Here is a 17,314-nt window from a genome sequence, read left to right on the forward strand (position 1 = left end):
TCATTGTATCCCTTCTATAGCAACAAAGATCACATTGTATCAATACAGAAAGGTATCGCAATGTTTACCCTGTCGCGGACCCGTCCCGTTCCCGCCCGTCATGGCCGTCTGAGCCTGATCGCGCGCGTTGCGCGCGTCCTCGAAGCGCGCCGTTCGCGGATGGCGCTGGGGAAACTCGATGACCATCTGCTCGAAGATATCGGAATCAGCCGGGAGATTGCCCGGCAAGAAGGGCGCCGCTTCCTGTGACGCGAACGATCCGGGCAATTCCCCTGACCGGAATCGTATTTTAGCCGGGCCTCGCGCCCGGCTCTTTTTTTGCCGTTTAGTGGAAGCTCACTCGCTGGACTGCATCTCGGCGGGTGCGGCCCCCGCATCGCGCCGCGAAAGATCGGGACGTAGCGACAGCAACTCCGCCCGCTGCGCCGCATCGAAACCTGCCAGCATGGCGGTCTCGGGCCGGAAACTCTCGACCCACAAACCTTCGCAAAGCAGCATCTCCGGCGCGTCGAGCAGCAGCTGGAGATAGCGCACGCCGCCCTCCGCGTGATCGACCTCCACCCCGTCCAACCCGACAAGCTCCTGTGCCATAACGACATTTCCGCGCAACGGCGCAAGCAACCGGTGATTGGGCGAGACGCGCAGATCCTGCGCGGGATGCCCTTCGCCAAGCGCGCCCGCGCGGATGCACACCGGGCGCAACAGCGGATTGAGCGCGAGATCGGCTTCGGTGAAGACCCGCGATCCGATCCAGCGCAGCACCTGAACGCCGGAATCCCGGGTCACGAGCCGGGCGCCGGGGCGCAGATCGCCCGCCGCGACGCCACCGGCCTCGGTCGCTACGCTCGTCTCAGGTGTGACGCAGGGAATGGACGCGCGGAACGCCGCGATCGAGCCGGAAAACACCGTCTCGCCCGCCGCGTCATAGCCGCTGATATGGCCGTCGGTTTCGTCATGGCTGTCGAATTCCAGACGCAGCGCCTCGGTGCGCGCCATCGCGGTGCAGCGCAGGCCCTGAGCCGGCGATTGCGCCAAAATCTCCGCGATATCCGTTGCGCGCATGCTCCGCGTCATCCGATCCTCCTGCCTCCCAACAGTCGAGATCCAGAATGACACGATAGCGACAAAACTCTAAGGCGAAAACGTGTTTTACCACTTCTACGTGTGGAGTAGCGGAAACGAAGTGTTCAAGTCGCGGAAACAACACAAAAAGCGCCGCGCCCGGGGAAACCCCGGACGCGGTCGCTATTTTCGCTTTGGCACGGCCCCGATAGGGCGCGCGGGTCAGCTCATCAGCAGCACGTTCGCTTCGTGCTTCTTCAGCGTCTTGCGCGCCGCGTGATAGGCATCGCGGCCCTTTGCGGTCTGCAAGTCGGGGAAGATCTCGAAGATTTCCTGACGCTGCGAGTTGCCCATGCCGCCCAGAGTCTGATCGCCGGGCTGGAAGCTTTCGGTCCAGGAACCGTTGGCGAGCAGCACTTCGTGACGGTCGAACATGAAGTGCAGGTAGCTGGTGCCCAGCGTCTCCACCGTATCCACGCCCTGATTGGCGACGAGATGCTTGGCCGCGACGAGAACCTCATGCTCTTCGAAATAAAGCGCGGTCTTGTCATTGGCGACGAGCATCCGGTGGTTCGGCGAGACCATCATGTCGCGCTCGGGCAGATCGTTGCCCAGCGAGCCTTTGCGGATCAGCACTGGCTTGAGATGCGGCGCGTGCATCAGACGCTCGCGGCTCATCTCGGCGCGGCCCGCCCAGCGAACGACCTGAATGCCGTTGTCGCGGGTCAGAACCTTGTCGCCTTCGCGCAGCGTCTCGGCCGGAACCTCGCCACGCGGCGTCGCGATCAGCGTGCCCGGCGTGAAGCAGGGAATGACATCCTCCATGTTGGAGAATTCGAGCGTGCCGGTGACATTGCCGCTGCCATCGAGGAAGTCGACCGTCCCGGCATAGGTGCTGACACCCGAGACCGGATCGTAATCGGTGACCGTCGAATGGACGCGCAGCGGGCCCGCGCCCTGCAGGTCGAGCGTGTCGTAATCGTCGCCGCCCTCGCCGCCGTCGAGCGTGTCGCCGATCCCGTCCTCGGACGAGCCGACGATGAACAGGTCGCGATCGTCGCCGCCATAGACGGTGTCGGCACCCGCGCCGCCATCGAGCGTATCGTTACCCTCGCCACCGTCGAGGCTGTCCGACCCCGCGCCGCCTTCCAGCGTATCCTCGCCCTGCTGACCGTAGAGCACGTCATCGCCCAGACCGCCCATGATGCTGTCATCGCCGGGCTCGCCCGGATCGTCTTCTACCGGGCAGGTGTCATAGGTCATGTCGGTGATCGAGATCGCCTGATCCGTATCGCCACCGTTCGAGTAGGCGATGGTCAGCTTCGCGGTGGGATCGTTGATCGTGACCTTGACCGAACCGATCTTGTCGTCCTGATCGAGATGGCCGGTGTCCTGATCGCCACCGGTGATCGTATAGGTGCCGTCCCCATTGTCGGTGACGGTCTGGTTGCCCTCGGGATCGATCGTGATGTCGACCGGGTTGCCATCAGCATCGACCGCGGAAAGCGTCACGATATCAACGTGATCGTCATAGCTGTCGGAGCGGTCGAGATCGTTGATCCGGAAGCTCAGCCCCTGAACTTCGCCGGTGTAATCGCTGTTGTCCGACGAGAAGGTCAGAACGGTCGTCGAGGTCGGAGAGACGCCATCCCCGCAATCGCCGCCGGCACCATAGAGTTGCAGCGCCGAGCAGCTGTCGAAGTTCTCACCCGCTTCGGTATATTGTGCGGCGGTGGTCAGCGTCGCCTTCGCACCGTAATCCTGCGACTGGAAGTCGAAATGGACCTTGGTCTCGCCCAGATCGACGGTCTGGTCCTTCACCTCGCCGCAATCGGTCTGGAAATGGCTCCAGTCCACGGTCTCCGAGACCGGATCGCAGGCCGGACCACCCGCGGGATCGTTGTCACCATAGATCGTGTCGTTGCCGTCATCGCCTTCGAGCGTGTCGTTACCGCCTTCGCCAAAGATCAGGTCGTTGCCATTGCCACCCTCGACGGAGTCGTCGCCCTGACCGGCATAGACCGTGTCATTGCCGTCGCCCGCGATGATGTAGTCGTCATTCGGCGCGGCGCCCGGAAGGATCGCGTCGTTGTTGTCGACCATGTCGCCTTCGGGATCGCCGGTATAGTCGTCGTCGATCAGATCGCCGCCGGAGGTGCCTTCGACGATGCCGTCGGGCGCGCTCACGTCGATCGTGACGGTCGCGGTGTCGTAGCCACCCTGCCCGTCATAGATCTGATAGGTGAAGCTGTCGGTGCCGGAATAGTTGGGATCGGGCGTGTAGGTGATCGTGCCATCGGCATTCACCGTGACCGAGCCATGCGCCGGATCGCTCGCCCAGGTCACCTTGAGCGGATCGCTGTCGGGATCGCTGTCATTCGAGAGCACGGCGATCGTCTGCGCGGTGTTGTACTTCACGTTCGCGCTGTCGTTGACAGCGTTCGGATCGGAGTTCTTGTCGCAATCATCGTCGTCGTGATGATAATAGTAGTAAGTCATCCCCAACTCTCCTTTGCCGTCCGCTTGGCTCCGTGGCCCCGCGCCGTGGCTTACTTTGGGCGCAAAGCGGCAGCGCCATGACGTGGCCGGACGCGAAGCCCGAACGTGAATGTCGAGAAGAATTGGAAAGCGTCAGCGCGCGCGGGCGCTGCCAGCAAAGTCGCCGCAGATCGCTCCGCGTCTCCTTTGCCCTAAAGGTCGAGGCCGTTATGGATCGGTCCCCTTGGCAGCGCCGGGCGAGCTCTCTTTCGACAACTCTTCTCTTCGGCCACCCCCATGGCCAAAAGCCCCCCAGCAGGGCTTGGCCTCAATTTGCCCTTCTGATCGCCACAAAGAAAAGGGGAATTTGCCGCTTTCTTGCCTCATTTCGGGGGATTGCTTGAAAAACGAGCACCAATAATCCGAATCGCGAAGTACCTGTTTTCAAACGACGTTTCTATTTTGCAAAAGATCGACCTATCTTTTTGTCGGGAAACTTGCCAAAGTTTTGCCACATTTAAACTAAGGGTTGTGTGGCGATTGTATGGCCTGTCTTAAAAGGCGAAAAACTGTCTTCAATTTAGCGACAATACCTTGATCGATTTGTTTCCCGGAGCGGCCCAAATCGCGACCATATTTCTGCCGCGAATATGTCCCAATTGTCCTCAACACCGCCGCAATCCGGCATCTGATGCCCGTTTGTTCTGAGAACGAAACGAGATTTCTCCGAATCATCTTTTGATAACCACGTTTCACGATGCCGGGTTCTGCCCCAATTTCGCCTGTTTTGGACAGAGGGGCGCCGGGCACGGAAAACACCCGCGCAGGACATGCGCAAAACGCGCCGGTCGGATCACCGTCGGCGCATGGATCTGTCATTTTCGGAAGGTCTGGTGCCCGAGGTCGGATTCGAACCGACACGCATTGCTGCGGCGGATTTTGAATCCGCTGCGTCTACCATTCCGCCACTCGGGCCCAGTTCGAGTCCTCTAGCGCGCAGCCGCGCCCGAGGCAAGTACGCTTAGAGGTTACGCGTTGAAAACGTGTCGCATTGCTTGAGATCGCCGCTCTGATAGCCCCGCTCGAACCAGCGCTGCCGCTGGGCGGAACTGCCATGGGTAAAGCTGTCGGGCATCGGCACCCTGCCCGCCTCGCGCTGCAACGTGTCGTCGCCGATTTGCGCGGCGGCGTTCATCGCCTCGGAGATGTCACCGGGTTCGATCGCGCCGATCTGATCCTCGGCCCGGCGCGCCCATATCCCTGAGAAGCAATCGGCCTGCAACTCGATCCGAACCGAGAGCGCGTTGGACTGAGCCTCGGAGCTTTGCGCGCGCACTTCGTTAACCTTACTGAGAATCCCCAGCTCGTCCTGCACATGATGGGCCACCTCATGCGCGACTACATAAGCGGCGGCGAAATCGCCCCGCGCGCCGAGCTGCTGGCTCAGCGTGTCGAAAAACGCCGTGTCGAGATAGACCTTCTGATCGCCCGGACAGTAGAACGGCCCCGTCGCGCCGCTCGCATTGCCGCAGGGCGATTGCGTGATGCCACTATAGAGTACCAGCACCGCCGGATCGTATTGCCGCCCCAGATCGGATTGGAACACGCCCTGCCAGACCTCCTCGGTATCGGCCAGCGTCACCGAGACGAAATCGCCCATCGCCTTCTCGCGATCGCTCAGCTCACCCGATTGGGTGACCACCTGCCCCGAGCCACCCGACCCGCCGTCAAGCAGCGGCGTCAGATCGATCCCGAGGAAATAGGCCACCACGACGATCGCGACGACGCCCAGGCCACCGCCACCCAGACGGATCGCGCCGCCCCCTGCCCTGCGCTGGCCGCGCCGGTCCTCGATATTGCGGCTGCCGCGCCGTCCTCGCCATTGCATTCGCGAATGCCTCCCTCGCTTTTATGTGAAGTCTAGCGTGAGGTCGGGAAAAGCAAAGGTGCAACGCGCGTGACTTGACCTTGCGGCCCGCGCGGGAGATGAAGCGAACCGAGCAGCAAGGAAAAGGATGCCGCCATGATCCGCCGCATCTACGACTGGACGATGGCCCGCGCGAGCCACCCGCATGCGATGTGGTATCTCGCCGCTGTCGCCTTTATCGAGGCCTCGGTCTTCCCGATCCCGCCCGACGTGCTGATGATCCCGATGATCCTCGCGCGGCCTTGGGCGGCATGGCGCATCGCGCTGGTGGCGACCCTGTCGTCGGTCGCGGGCGGCTGTCTGGGCTATCTGATCGGCTATGGTTTCATGGATGCGATCGGCAAGCCGGTGCTGGATTTCTACGGCAAGGCCGACGACTTCAACTCGCTCGCGGCCCGGTTCAACGAAATGGGCGGATGGGCCGTGCTGATCGCAGGCGTCACGCCCTTCCCCTATAAGGTGATCACGATCTTCGCCGGCGCTACGAACCTGAGCCCGGTGCTCTTCCTCGGCGTCTCCTTTGTCGCCCGTGCGCTACGCTTCTTCGTGGTCGCGGGGCTCTTGTGGAAATTCGGCGAACCGATCAAAACTTTCATCGAGCGCTGGCTCGGCCCGCTCTTCACCATCTTCGTCATCCTGCTGATCGGCGGGTTCTATCTTCTGAAATATCTCTGAGGCCCCCGATGCAAGATCGCATGCAAACCCTGACCTCCTTCCGCAGCCTCGTGGGCTTCGCCGCCGCGGGCTCCGCCTTCGTGCTGGCCGGCGCCTTCGTCTTTCAGGCGTTCGGCTACGCGCCCTGCCATCTGTGCCTGCTGCAACGCTGGCCGCATCTGGCCGCCGCGATCATCGGGATCGTGATCCTCACCTTCCGCCTGCCCGGCTGGACTGCCCTTCTCGGGATGCTGGCCGCGCTGACCACCTCGGTCATCGGCTTCTATCACTCGGGCGTGGAGCGGAAGATTTTCGAAGGGCCCACCGATTGCACCTCGAGCGCCGTCGACACCACCGTCTCCGCCGCCGACCTGCTCAAGCAGATCAACGAGGCCCCGCTGGTGCGCTGCGACGAGATCCCGTGGGACATCTTCGGCATCACCATGGCGAACCTCAACGCGGTCGGCTCGCTCGTGCTGGCAGGCATCTGGCTCTGGGCTTTCCTGAAATCGCGCCGCGCCTGAGCGGGGGCAAAGCCCCTTGCTCCGCCCGGGAAACCGCGCCAAGAACCGCGCATGAGCGAATCCAGACCTGATATTCTGTGCATCGGTTCGGTCCTGTGGGACATCATCGGCCGCGCCTCGGTGCATATGCATGAAGGCTCCGACGTGCCGGGGCGGATCGAGCGGCTGCCCGGTGGGGTCGCGATGAATATCGCGATGACGCTGCGCCGCTATGGGCTGAAACCTGCGGTGCTGACCGCACTGGGGCGCGACAGTCAGGGCAACGACCTGATCCAGTCAGCCGAGGTGCTGGGCGTCGATTGCAACTATCTGTATCGCTCCGAGGATCTGCCGACCGACCGCTATATGGCGATCGAGGGCGCGAACGGGCTGATTGCGGCCATTGCGGATGCGCATTCGCTGGAGGCTGCGGGCGAGAAAATCCTCGCGCCGCTCGCGGATGGGCGGCTCGGCACGGAAAACGAGCCATGGACCGGCGCCATCGCGCTCGACGGCAATCTCACCGAGGCACTTCTGAGCCAGATCGCGCATTCGCCGCTTTTCGCCAAGGCCGATCTGCGCGTGGCCCCCGCCAGCCCCGGCAAGGCGGAACGGCTGACGCCGCTTCTGGCCCATCCGGCGGCGACGCTTTACGTCAATCTCGAAGAGGCGGGCATCCTGTGTCAGGGCAGTTTCGACAGCGCTGAACATGCCGCCGAGACCCTGCTGGAGCGCGGCGCGCAACGCGTGCTGGTGACCGATGGCGGCAAGGCTGCCGCCGACGGCAGCGCTGCGGCGGGCAACGTGATTTCCTCCGCGCCGCCCCCTGTCCTCGTGACCCGCGTGACTGGCGCGGGCGATACTTTCATGGCCGCACATCTCGTGGCCGAACAGCGCGGCGCGAACCGCATGGAGGCGCTCGAGAGCGCCCTGACCGCCGCCGCGCGCTATGTTTCCGGAGAACTCGCCACATGACCGCTCCCCTCACCTTCGCCGCCGAAGTCGCTGACGCGAAAGCCCAAAACCGTCCCATCGTCGCGCTGGAATCGACGATCATCACCCATGGGATGCCCTATCCGCAGAACCTCGAGACCGCGCAGGCGGTCGAGGCCGAGATCCGCAAGGCGGGCGCGGTCCCGGCCACGATCGCGGTGATGGGCGGCAAGATCCATATCGGGCTCGAGCCCGAGGAGCTGAAGGCGCTCGCGCAGACTAAGGACGCGATGAAGGTCAGCCGCGCCGATCTTGCGGTCTGCCTTGCGAAGGGCGCGACCGGCGCGACTACCGTCGCCGCGACCATGATCTGCGCGAACCTCGCGGGCATCGACGTCTTCGCCACCGGCGGGATCGGTGGCGTGCATCGCGGCGCGGAAGACAGCTTCGATATTTCCGCCGACCTTCTGGAACTGGCGCAAACCCCGGTGAGCGTGGTCGCGGCGGGCGCCAAGGCGATCCTCGACCTGCCGAAGACGCTCGAAGTGCTGGAGACCCACGGCGTGCCGGTCATCGCTTATGGTCAGGACGCCTTCCCCGCCTTCTGGTCGCGCAATTCCGGTCTGCCCGCGCCGCTGCGCGCAGACAACGCCGCCGAGATCGCCAAATCGCAACTGGCGCGCGCGTCGCTAGGTCTGCCGGGCGGCCAGCTGATCGCGAACCCGATCCCCGAAGAGGCCGAAATTGCCCGCGAGGAAATCGTGCCGGTCATCGAACAGGCCCTGCAAGAGGCCGAGGCGCAGGGTATCGCCGCCAAGGCGGTCACGCCCTTCCTGCTGTCGCGCATCTTCGAGCTGACCGAAGGCCGCTCGCTCGAGGCCAATATCGCCCTCGTTCTGAACAATGCCCGTCTTGCTGCCGCAATCGCGGGCGAAATCATCACAGCTCGCGGCGCCTGATGCGCGGCCCATTGCTCATCGTGGCGGCGCTGCCTAGATAGCAGGCAACGCATCGCCACGAGAGGGCGCATCCAGATCATGACCAAAGACGACCCCCATCCGCGCCGCCGCTCGCGTTTCGCCGCGCTGCGCGCCTCCTTCTTCACCGGGTTGATCGTCGTTGCGCCGATCGGTCTGACGATCTGGCTCATGTGGACGATGGCCGGCTGGGTCGACGGCTGGGTGCTGCCGCTGGTGCCGCCAGAGCTTCGCCCCGAACGCTATATCGGCATCAATGTGCGCGGGCTCGGCGTCATCATCTTCCTTGTCTTCACCGTGATCGTCGGCTGGCTCGCCAAGGGCTTCTTCGGGCGCACGATGCTGCGCTTCGGCGAGAGCATCGTCGACCGCCTACCCTTCGTGCGCACGGTCTATAGCGGGCTCAAGCAGATCGCGGAAACGGTGCTGAGCCAGTCCGAGGGCAAGTTCGACCGCGCCTGCATGATCGAATACCCGCGCGAGGGACTGAAAGCGGTCGCCTTCGTCTCCTCGACCGCGAAGGGCGAAATCGCGGCCAAGGCAGAAGACGGCGATCCGTTGATCTCGGTCTTCCTGCCGACGACGCCGAACCCGACCTCGGGGTTCCTGCTCTTCGTTCCGCAATCGCAGGTGACCTATCTCGACATGTCGGTCGAGGATGCGGCGAAGCTGATCATCTCGGCCGGTCTGGTTTACCCGCAGCCGAAAGAGGCGAAACCCGCGAAGAAAACCAAGGTGAAACTTCAGTCGAACAAGGCCTGAAGATCGGTCGACGCCTCTTTGCCGATCTTGTCGGCATGGGCGTCGAGCCAACGATCCGCCGCCGCCCGGCCCGCCAGTTTCAGCTTCGCGAGCATCCCCCATTCGGGCAGGATCTTCGACTTCGCGCTCAATTCGCTCATGACGTCGTCATCGGCGATCATATGGATCAGCACATCCTTCATCGCCCCTTCGGGCAGCCGGTCCTCGCGGATCAGCCGATGCACGAAATTGATCGCTCGCAATTCGCGCAGCAGCGAGGAGTTGAAGCTGATCTCGTTGACCCGCTCGTCGATCTGCGCGGGCGTTTTCGGGATCTCGTCGCGCCAGAGCGGGTTGATCGAAATCACCACCACGTCGCGCGGATAAGCCGGTTCGAACAGCGGGAAAAGCGGCGGATTACCGGTATAGCCGCCATCCCAATAGGCCTCTGTGCGGCCAGTTTTCGGGTCCTCGATCTCGACCGCCTGGAAAATCTCCGGCAGACAGGCGGAGGCGAGAATGGCATCCGCGGTAATCTCTTCACCCGTGAAGACGCGGATCTTGCCGGTGCGCACATTAGTGGCCGAGACATGCAGCCGCGGTCCCTCGCTCGCGCAGACATCGCGATAGCGAAACCGCTCGACCACCGAACTCAGCGGATTGACGTAGAACGGCCCCGCGTCATAGGGCGAGAAGACCCGCGACATGCCGTCGATGAAGGCCGCCGGCGTGAAGGCGTCGAACCAGCGCGTCAGCGCCTCGGTGCCGGGCAGTTGCGCAGGCATCAGCCGCTCGAGCCGCAGATCGACGCTTTCGGCGACTTGGCTCCAAAGCTCATCCAGAGATGCGCGCGCCCCTTGGCGACCGGCACGGGCATAGCCTGCCTTGAACGCAGCCCCGTTCAGCGCCCCGGCCGAGGTGCCCGAGATCGCTGCGTAGTCCAGCCACTCTTCATCCAGAAAACGGTCAAGTACGCCCCAAGTGAACGCGCCATGCGCGCCCCCACCTTGCAATGCGAGGTTAATGCTCTTGCGGTTCATCGGCTCGGCCCTTTCGCTGCCTGCCTCCCTGCCGCAGAGTTATGCTGCATCGCAGCAAAAGCAAGTCCCCTCGCCGAGCGGCGCCCTTAGCCTAGCAGATCGTGGCACAATTCGAGCGCGGAAATCAGCGCATCGGCCTCTTCGCGGGTGTTGTACATCCCGAAAGACGCACGCGCCGTGGCCGTGACCCCAAGCCATTCCATCAGCGGCCCGGTGCAATGCTGCCCCGCGCGCACCGCGACGCCCCGCTTGTCGAGGATGGTCGAGATGTCATGCGGATGGGCGGGACCGTTCAGCGTGAGCGAGAAGATCGCGCCCTTATCCGCCGCCGTGCCATGCTGGTTGAGCCAGTTCAGCCCGTTCAGTTTCTCGGCAGTGTAGTCGCGCAGATCGCGCTCATGCTCGGCGATATTCTCCATCCCGATCCCCATCAGGTAATCGAGCGCGACACCCATGCCGATCTGCTGCACGATGCCGGGCGTGCCCGCCTCGAACTTCATCGGCGGCGTATTGTAGATCACCGTGTTGCGGGTGACGGTGTCGATCATGTCGCCGCCGCCAAGGAAGGGACGCATCTCCAGCATCCGGTCGCGACGGATGAAGAGCGCCCCGGAACCGCTTGGCCCGTATAGCTTATGTCCGGTGATGACGTAGAAATCGCAGCCCAGATCATCGACATCGACGGGGCCATGCACCGCCGCCTGCGAGCCATCCACCAGCGTCGCGATCCCGCGCGTCCGTGCAGCCTGCGCGATCGGTTTTACATCGACCCGTGTGCCCAGCACGTTCGACATATGGGTGATCGCGATCAGCTTGGTGCGCGGCGTGATCGCCTCCAGCACCTTCTCGGGCGGCAGCGAACCGTCCGCCTCGGGCTCCACCCAGACCAGCTTCACGCCCTGCCGCTCGCGCAGGAAATGCCACGGCACGATATTGGCGTGGTGCTCCATGACCGACAGGATGATCTCGTCGCCCGGCTCGAGGTTCGGCGCGCCCCAGGCGTAGCTGACGAGGTTGATCCCCTCGGTCGAGCCGGTGGTGAACACGATCTGCTCTTCATCGGCGACATGCAGGAAACGCGCGACGATCCCGCGCACGCTCTCGTATTTCTCGGTCGCGATATTGGACAGCGTGTGGAGCCCGCGATGCACGTTGGAATAGTCGTGCTCATACATCCGGGTCATTGCATCGATCACAACGCGCGGCTTTTGCGCCGAGGCCCCGTTATCGAGGTAAACCAATGGCTTGCCGTTCACTTCTCGCGTCAGGATCGGGAAATCCGCGCGGATTTTTTCGATATCATACATGGAGCACCTCAGAGTGACGCGGGGTCTGCGGGCATTTGCACGAGGCCGGTCGACACCAGCACGATCCCCGCGATCATCGCCGAGCCCAGAAAGGTCAGGATAACCCCGAAGCCGGTCGCCACGGGGTTTTCGAACCCGTGCAGAACCATCGTGAACTGCACCAGCAAGTAGAACATCAGCGCCACCAGCAGCACCGACATCAGCGTGGCCGAGATCGGGAAGAAGACCATCAGCACGACCTGAATCATCTGACCGATCATCAGAACGAATTCGATCCAGGTCAGAAGCAGCAGCGCATCGGAGAATTTCCCATGCCCGCCAAAGCGTTGGCCCACGAAAGACATGGCGAAAGCGCCATAGACCAGAAGCGCGCCCTGCAGCCCCACCACGGTCAGCGGCGGCGTCACCGTGCCGATATCCACCTTGGTGATGAAGCTGAAGACCAACTGCGCGAGCGTGCCGAGGATCGCGGTCATCACGACCACCAGAACCATCGCCATGAACCGCGCATTGGCGTTCAAATCCAGCCCGATCAAATCGCGCGCAACCGATTTCGGATCGGTGAAGCTACGGATAAGCCATTCTTTAAGATCGGGCTGCATCAGTTTGTTTTTCCTTCGAATTCTACCACGCGCAACGCTGCGCCCCATAGCAGGACGAAGGCTACGGTCACAAGCGCGGAGACCAGCGAAAGTTCCGCCCCGCGCCCGATGAACCCCGCCACGAGCCCTTGCAGCAGCATCAGCGGCGAGACCGCCAGAAGCGACCAGAACAGCGCGACGCGCGCACCATACCAGCTTCCCTGCCCGCCGAGGAGCCTCAGCACAAGGTGGCTCAGTGCCGCAATCGCGTAGAAGACGGGCACGGTCGCGAGCAGCGCCAGCACCGTGCCCATCATCAGCCCGACCATCGGCTGGTCGGGCATCTCATGGGCGATCCGCGACAGCCGCGGCCATTGCGCGATGAAGATCACGGTCAGCGCCGCAAGCAGGAAGACCAGCGCGCGCGGCTCGGAGGCCGGGCGCGCGAGATGCTCGCGCATCACCACGCGCGGACGCCGATAGCTGCGCCGGATATCGTCACTCGCGGACATCGCAGCGCCTCAGCCGCGATGGCGTGCAAGCCACCCTTCCAACCGGGTGAGGATCGCATCGCGGAACCGCTCTTCCTCAATCTCTTCAATGGCATCAGCCACGAAGCTCAGAACCAGAAGCGCGGTAGCTTCCTCTTCCGGCACGCCGCGCGAACGCAGGTAGAAGAGCGCGGTCTCGTCGATCGCGCCAGTGGTCGAGCCGTGCGAACACTGCACGTCATCGGCGTAGATCTCAAGCTCCGGCTTGGCGAGGAACTGGCTGTTCTCGTCGAGCAGCAGCGACTGGCTGATCTGGTAGCCATCGGTCTTCTGCGCGCCCGGCTTCACGAGGATTTTGCCCTGGAAGATGCCCTCGGCGCCGTTTTTCAGCACTTTCTTGAAGACCTGACGGCTCTCGCCGCGCTCGGCCCCGTGGGTGATGAAGACGGTGTCGTCGTGGTGGAACTTGCCGGTCTTGCCATCGCCAAGGGCTGCGCCCGCGACATGGGCATTCGCGTCGTCGCCCACGATGTCGATCACGCATTCATTGCGCGTCAGCACCCCGTTCGAGGTCAGCGTGAAGCTCTTGAACAGGCCTCCTTCCGCCACGCGGGTGAAGATCGAGGTCACGGCGCGACGCTCGTGATCGCGGCCCTGCACGCGGATGTGGTGGAATTTCGCGCCCTTGGCGACGTCCACTTCCATCAGCTTGTTGAAGCGCGCACCTGCCGGGCCGTTCTCCAGAACCGTGATCTCCGCGCCCTCTTCCAGCTTCACGAGGTGATGCAGGATCGGGTCGGAAGTTTCTGATTCATGGGTGTAAATCAGGCTCACAGGTTTCTCGGCGGCACCGGTCACGCGGATCAGCACGCCATCGGTGGCCGACGCCGTGTTGAGCGCCGCGAAGGGACGTTTCACCGGGTCCTGACCGTTGGCTTCCAGCGTGCCATAGAGGCTGCTGGCCCAGTTCACGTCGGGCGCATCGGCCAGACGCAGGATCTCGACGCCGGACATCGCCAGATCGTCGGAGGCCTCAGCATCGAACACGCCATCGCGGAACACGATCTTCAGACGATCGATCTCGCCGAAGATCTCCGGCTCGTCGTCGCTGAACGGCGCTGCGGGCACCGGATCGGGCGCGATGAAATCGGTCGGATTGGTCCAGCGCCAGTATTCGTCGCGACGGCCCGGCAGGCCCATCGCGTTCAGACGGTCCAGCGCGGCGCGGCGTTGCGGCCCGAACCCGTCGGGCAGAGAAACGCGCGCCAGCCGCGTCTCGGCGGGGGTCATTTTCTCGACTGCCGACATTACGCCATCACCTCCGAGATCCCGTGTTTTGCGAGCAGGTCGGCATAGCCGTTCTTCTCGACTTCGAGGGCCAGTTCCGGTCCGCCGGTTTCGATGATGCGGCCATCCGCCATGATGTGGACGACATCGGGTTTGATGTGGTCGAGCAGGCGCTGGTAGTGGGTGATCACGAGGAAGGAGCGGCCCTCGTCGCGCAGCGCGTTCACGCCTTCGGCCACCAGACGCATCGCGTCGACGTCGAGGCCGGAGTCGGTCTCGTCGAGGATGCACATCTTCGGCTCGAGGATCGCCATCTGCAGGATTTCGTTACGCTTTTTTTCACCGCCCGAGAAGCCGACATTGACCGGACGCTTGAGCATGTCTGCGTCGATCTTGAGCGATTTCGCCTTGCCGCGCACCAGTTTCAGGAAGTCGCCAGCCGAGATTTCCTCCTCGCCGCGCGCCTTGCGCTGCGCGTTGAGCGCGGTGCGCAGGAAGGTCATGTTGCCGACGCCGGGGATTTCCACCGGGTATTGGAACGCGAGGAACAGGCCTGCGGCCGCGCGCTCTTCGGGCTCGGAATCCAGCAGGTCGGTGTCGTTGAGATGCGCTTCGCCTTCGGTGACCTCGTAGCCGTCGCGGCCCGAGAGCACATAGGACAGCGTGGACTTACCCGAGCCATTCGGCCCCATGATCGCATGGACCTTCCCGGACTCGACGCTCAGGTTGACGCCCTTGAGGATCTGCTTGTCCTCTTCTTCCAGTTTGACGTGCAGGTTCTTGATATCAAGCATGGTTCTTCCTCAGGATACGGTTACAGCGGTGCCGGAGGCCGACACCATAAGCATGGATTGGCCGACGACCTCGTAGTCGAGATCGACGCCGACAACGGCATTCGCGCCCAGCTCGCGGGCGCGGTCTTCAAGCTCGCCGAGCGCCGTGGCGCGCGCGTCTTGCAATTTGGATTCGTAAGCGCCGGAGCGGCCGCCGATGATATCGGTGACCTGCGCGAAGATATCGCGGACGACATTGGCGCCCATGATGGCTTCGCCCACGACGATGCCATGATAGGTCGCGATCGGGCGACCCTCGATGCTGGGGGTGGTGGTGACGATCATGCGCGCCCTCCCGTTTGGCGACCCGTGCGGGCCGCAGCGGGCGCGCGAAGGGTCAGAAGCGGATGGTGGTCTCGGCGTAGCGCAGGGTGCGCGGCTCGAATTGCGCGGTCTGCTGCTCCACCCAGTCGGGCGTGAAGGCGAGCGCCGCCATATCCGGTTGCCAGAAGGCGATATTGTGCAGCCCCACGAAGGCCAGCGCGACGCCCAGCAGCTGCACCGCCATCAGTTTCACCGACGCCAGCCGCAGCATCATACCCAGCCCGAAGGCGGTCAGCACTGCCGCAACCACGAGGACCAGATCCGGGTTGGAGCCCACTTTTTCGGCCAGTTCCGGCGTCAGAAAGCGCATCTTGAGCGCGGTGACGACCATCATCCCGATCGCACCGACCATCAGCGCGGGCAGGACCTTGAACACGGCCAGCCGCGAGTGACGCGGCTTGGCGATGACCTGACGCAGCATCGCGGAATCGTTGGCCACCCAGGCTTCCTGATCCCCTATATGCAGCTGAATCCGGCCCTTCGCCGATTTCCGCGTTTTCTCGATCCGCGCGAGGCGATCGTTGAAGCTGGCGCTCGATACCGTCATGGCCCTCACCTATCCCTTTGGACAGGTTAAGACATGCATAAGGATTATGCCCGAAATGGGGCAGATCCTCGGCAATTTCGATATTTGCGCGCGTGCAGATCACCCGACGCTCCCCTCCAGCGAGATCGCCACAAGGCTTTGAGCTTCCATCGCGAATTCCATCGGCAGCGCCTGGAGGACTTCGCGGCAGAACCCGTTGACCACAAGGGCCACGGCCTCTTCCTCGTCCATCCCGCGGGCGCGGCAATAGAACAGCTGATCGTCATCGACCTTCGAGGTGGTGGCCTCGTGCTCGACCCGGCTCGAGTTGTTCTTCACCTCGATATAGGGAACCGTGTGCGCGCCGCATTTGTCGCCGATCAGCAGCGAGTCACATTGCGTGTAGTTGCGCGAGTCGGTGGCTTTCGGGTGCATCGAGACGAGACCGCGATAGGTGTTCTGCGCCTGACCGGCCGAGATCCCCTTGGACACGATCCGCGAGCGGGTGTCCTTGCCCAGATGGATCATCTTGGTGCCGGTATCGGCCTGCTGCCAGTTATTCGCGATGGCGATCGAGTAGAACTCGCCCTGGCTCTCATTGCCGCGCAGGATGCAGGACGGGTATTTCCACGTGATCGCGGAGCCGGTCTCGACTTGCGTCCACATCACCTTGGCGCGGTCGCCGCGGCAATCGGCGCGTTTGGTGACGAAGTTGTAGATGCCGCCCTTGCCGTCTTCATCGCCCGGGAACCAGTTCTGCACCGTGGAATATTTCACCTCGGCGTCTTCCTCGACGATGATCTCGACCACGGCCGCGTGCAGCTGCGCGGTGTCGCGCTTGGGCGCGGTGCAGCCTTCGAGATAGGACACGTAAGAGCCCTTGTCGGCGATGATCAGGGTGCGCTCGAACTGCCCCGTGTTTTCCGCGTTGATGCGGAAATAGGTCGAGAGTTCCATCGGGCAGCGCACGCCCGGCGGCACGTAGACGAAGGAGCCGTCCGAGAACACGGCCGAGTTCAGCGCAGCGTAGAAGTTATCCGCCTGCGGCACGACCGAGCCGAGATATTTCTTCACCAGCTCCGGGTGTTCCTGGATCGCTTCCGAGATCGAGCAGAAGATCACGCCCGCCTCGGCCAGCTTGTCCTTGAAGGTGGTGCCGACGGAGACGGAGTCGAACACTGCGTCGACCGCGATCTGGCGATCTTCGAGGTTGATGTCTTCCGCGCCTTCGACGCCCGCGAGGATCATCTGTTCCTTCAGCGGAATGCCGAGCTTCTCATAGGTGGCGAGCAGCTTGGGATCGACCTCGTCGAGCGACTTGGGCTTCTCGACCATGCTTTTCGGACGCGCGTAGTAATACTGGTCCTGAAAATCGATCTCCGGAACCTTCAGCAGCGCCCAGTTCGGCTTCGGCATATCTTCCCAGCGCGAGAACGCCTGCAGACGCCATTCGGTCATCCACTCGGGCTCTTTGTTCTTGTCCGAGATGAGGCGGACGATATCCGTGTTCACGCCTTTCGGCGCGTATTCCATCTCGATATCGGTGTTCCAGCCGTATTTGTAGGTGCCCATATTCTGGACGGTCTCGACCGTCTCGCGATCGACGCCCTCACGTACTTCCACCTGATCAACGCCCGCCATATCCGGCTC

Annotated in this window: 18 protein-coding genes and 1 tRNA gene; 6 read left to right on the plus strand and 13 right to left on the minus strand. The window is 63.1% G+C overall.

The window, feature by feature from the left end; genetic code table 11:
- The first annotated feature begins 60 nt into the window (after positions 1–60).
- Positions 61–249, plus strand: coding sequence for a DUF1127 domain-containing protein (locus AKL02_RS10485; protein ID WP_078550323.1), 189 nt, complete (start codon positions 61–63; stop codon positions 247–249).
- Between the two features lie 87 nt (positions 250–336).
- Here the strand turns inward: AKL02_RS10485 and AKL02_RS10490 are convergent, their stop codons facing one another.
- The 4 genes from AKL02_RS10490 to ypfJ all read right to left on the minus strand — a co-directional run bounded on the left by AKL02_RS10490 (position 337) and on the right by ypfJ (position 5,428).
- A complete protein-coding gene (locus AKL02_RS10490; RefSeq protein WP_083076878.1) occupies positions 337–1,074 on the minus strand; it encodes a Hint domain-containing protein in 738 nt (245 codons plus the stop codon).
- Between the two features lie 210 nt (positions 1,075–1,284).
- Positions 1,285–3,561: a Hint domain-containing protein gene (locus AKL02_RS21210; RefSeq protein WP_083076883.1), complete on the minus strand. Its 2,277-nt coding sequence runs from the start codon at positions 3,559–3,561 to the stop codon at positions 1,285–1,287.
- Positions 3,562–4,431: 870 nt separating this feature from the next.
- Positions 4,432–4,515, minus strand: a tRNA-Leu gene (locus tag AKL02_RS10500).
- Positions 4,516–4,561: 46 nt separating this feature from the next.
- Entirely contained in the window at positions 4,562–5,428 is an 867-nt protein-coding gene (gene ypfJ, locus AKL02_RS10505) for a KPN_02809 family neutral zinc metallopeptidase (protein WP_083076888.1), read from the minus strand.
- Positions 5,429–5,563: 135 nt separating this feature from the next.
- Here ypfJ and AKL02_RS10510 point away from each other — a divergent pair, with 135 nt between their 5' ends.
- The 5 genes from AKL02_RS10510 to AKL02_RS10530 all read left to right on the plus strand — a co-directional run bounded on the left by AKL02_RS10510 (position 5,564) and on the right by AKL02_RS10530 (position 9,296).
- The gene (locus AKL02_RS10510; RefSeq protein WP_078520707.1) at positions 5,564–6,142 is read left to right on the plus strand and encodes a YqaA family protein; all 579 of its coding nucleotides are present in this window, start codon (positions 5,564–5,566) and stop codon (positions 6,140–6,142) included.
- Between the two features lie 8 nt (positions 6,143–6,150).
- A complete protein-coding gene (locus AKL02_RS10515) occupies positions 6,151–6,645 on the plus strand; it encodes a disulfide bond formation protein B (protein ID WP_232621596.1) in 495 nt (164 codons plus the stop codon).
- 51 nt (positions 6,646–6,696) lie between these two features.
- Complete coding sequence (locus tag AKL02_RS10520) at positions 6,697–7,599, plus strand: PfkB family carbohydrate kinase (RefSeq protein WP_083076892.1); 903 nt, start codon at positions 6,697–6,699, stop codon at positions 7,597–7,599.
- Positions 7,596–8,516 (plus strand): pseudouridine-5'-phosphate glycosidase, encoded by a 921-nt coding sequence (locus tag AKL02_RS10525; protein ID WP_198453179.1) that lies wholly within the window; start codon positions 7,596–7,598, stop codon positions 8,514–8,516. Before AKL02_RS10520 ends, AKL02_RS10525 begins: the two co-directional genes overlap by 4 nt.
- Positions 8,517–8,594: 78 nt before the next feature.
- On the plus strand, positions 8,595–9,296 hold the full coding sequence (locus AKL02_RS10530) for a DUF502 domain-containing protein (protein ID WP_078571060.1): 702 nt from the start codon (positions 8,595–8,597) through the stop codon (positions 9,294–9,296).
- Here AKL02_RS10530 and AKL02_RS10535 read toward each other — a convergent pair.
- The 9 genes from AKL02_RS10535 to sufB form a co-directional block, all read right to left on the minus strand.
- Positions 9,278–10,315 carry a patatin-like phospholipase family protein gene (locus AKL02_RS10535; protein ID WP_083076901.1) on the minus strand — a complete coding sequence of 346 codons (1,038 nt, stop codon included), beginning with the start codon at positions 10,313–10,315 and terminating at the stop codon, positions 9,278–9,280. The two genes, AKL02_RS10530 and AKL02_RS10535, sit on opposite strands and share 19 nt — an antisense overlap.
- Before the next feature lie 86 nt (positions 10,316–10,401).
- Positions 10,402–11,622, minus strand: coding sequence for a cysteine desulfurase (locus AKL02_RS10540; RefSeq protein ID WP_083076904.1), 1,221 nt, complete (start codon positions 11,620–11,622; stop codon positions 10,402–10,404).
- 8 nt (positions 11,623–11,630) lie between these two features.
- Positions 11,631–12,224 carry a YIP1 family protein gene (locus AKL02_RS10545; protein WP_083076907.1) on the minus strand — a complete coding sequence of 198 codons (594 nt, stop codon included), beginning with the start codon at positions 12,222–12,224 and terminating at the stop codon, positions 11,631–11,633.
- The gene (locus AKL02_RS10550) at positions 12,224–12,715 is read right to left on the minus strand and encodes a Yip1 family protein (RefSeq protein ID WP_083076910.1); all 492 of its coding nucleotides are present in this window, start codon (positions 12,713–12,715) and stop codon (positions 12,224–12,226) included. The genes AKL02_RS10545 and AKL02_RS10550 overlap by 1 nt, the downstream gene beginning before the upstream one ends.
- Before the next feature lie 9 nt (positions 12,716–12,724).
- Positions 12,725–14,002: a Fe-S cluster assembly protein SufD gene (gene sufD / locus AKL02_RS10555; protein ID WP_083076913.1), complete on the minus strand. Its 1,278-nt coding sequence runs from the start codon at positions 14,000–14,002 to the stop codon at positions 12,725–12,727.
- Complete coding sequence (gene sufC, locus AKL02_RS10560) at positions 14,002–14,775, minus strand: Fe-S cluster assembly ATPase SufC (RefSeq protein ID WP_075774850.1); 774 nt, start codon at positions 14,773–14,775, stop codon at positions 14,002–14,004. Before sufC ends, sufD begins: the two co-directional genes overlap by 1 nt.
- A 9-nt stretch (positions 14,776–14,784) precedes the next feature.
- Positions 14,785–15,099: a heavy metal-binding domain-containing protein gene (locus AKL02_RS10565; RefSeq protein ID WP_078520716.1), complete on the minus strand. Its 315-nt coding sequence runs from the start codon at positions 15,097–15,099 to the stop codon at positions 14,785–14,787.
- Between the two features lie 52 nt (positions 15,100–15,151).
- Positions 15,152–15,685, minus strand: a complete 534-nt coding sequence (locus tag AKL02_RS10570) for a hypothetical protein (RefSeq protein WP_078540878.1) — start codon at positions 15,683–15,685, stop codon at positions 15,152–15,154.
- A gap of 99 nt (positions 15,686–15,784) precedes the next feature.
- On the minus strand, positions 15,785–17,305 hold the full coding sequence (gene sufB, locus AKL02_RS10575; RefSeq protein WP_078571053.1) for a Fe-S cluster assembly protein SufB: 1,521 nt from the start codon (positions 17,303–17,305) through the stop codon (positions 15,785–15,787).
- Positions 17,306–17,314: the final 9 nt, after the last annotated feature.

The sequence above is a fragment of the Thioclava electrotropha genome, assembly GCF_002085925.2.
Lineage (GTDB): Bacteria > Pseudomonadota > Alphaproteobacteria > Rhodobacterales > Rhodobacteraceae > Thioclava > Thioclava electrotropha.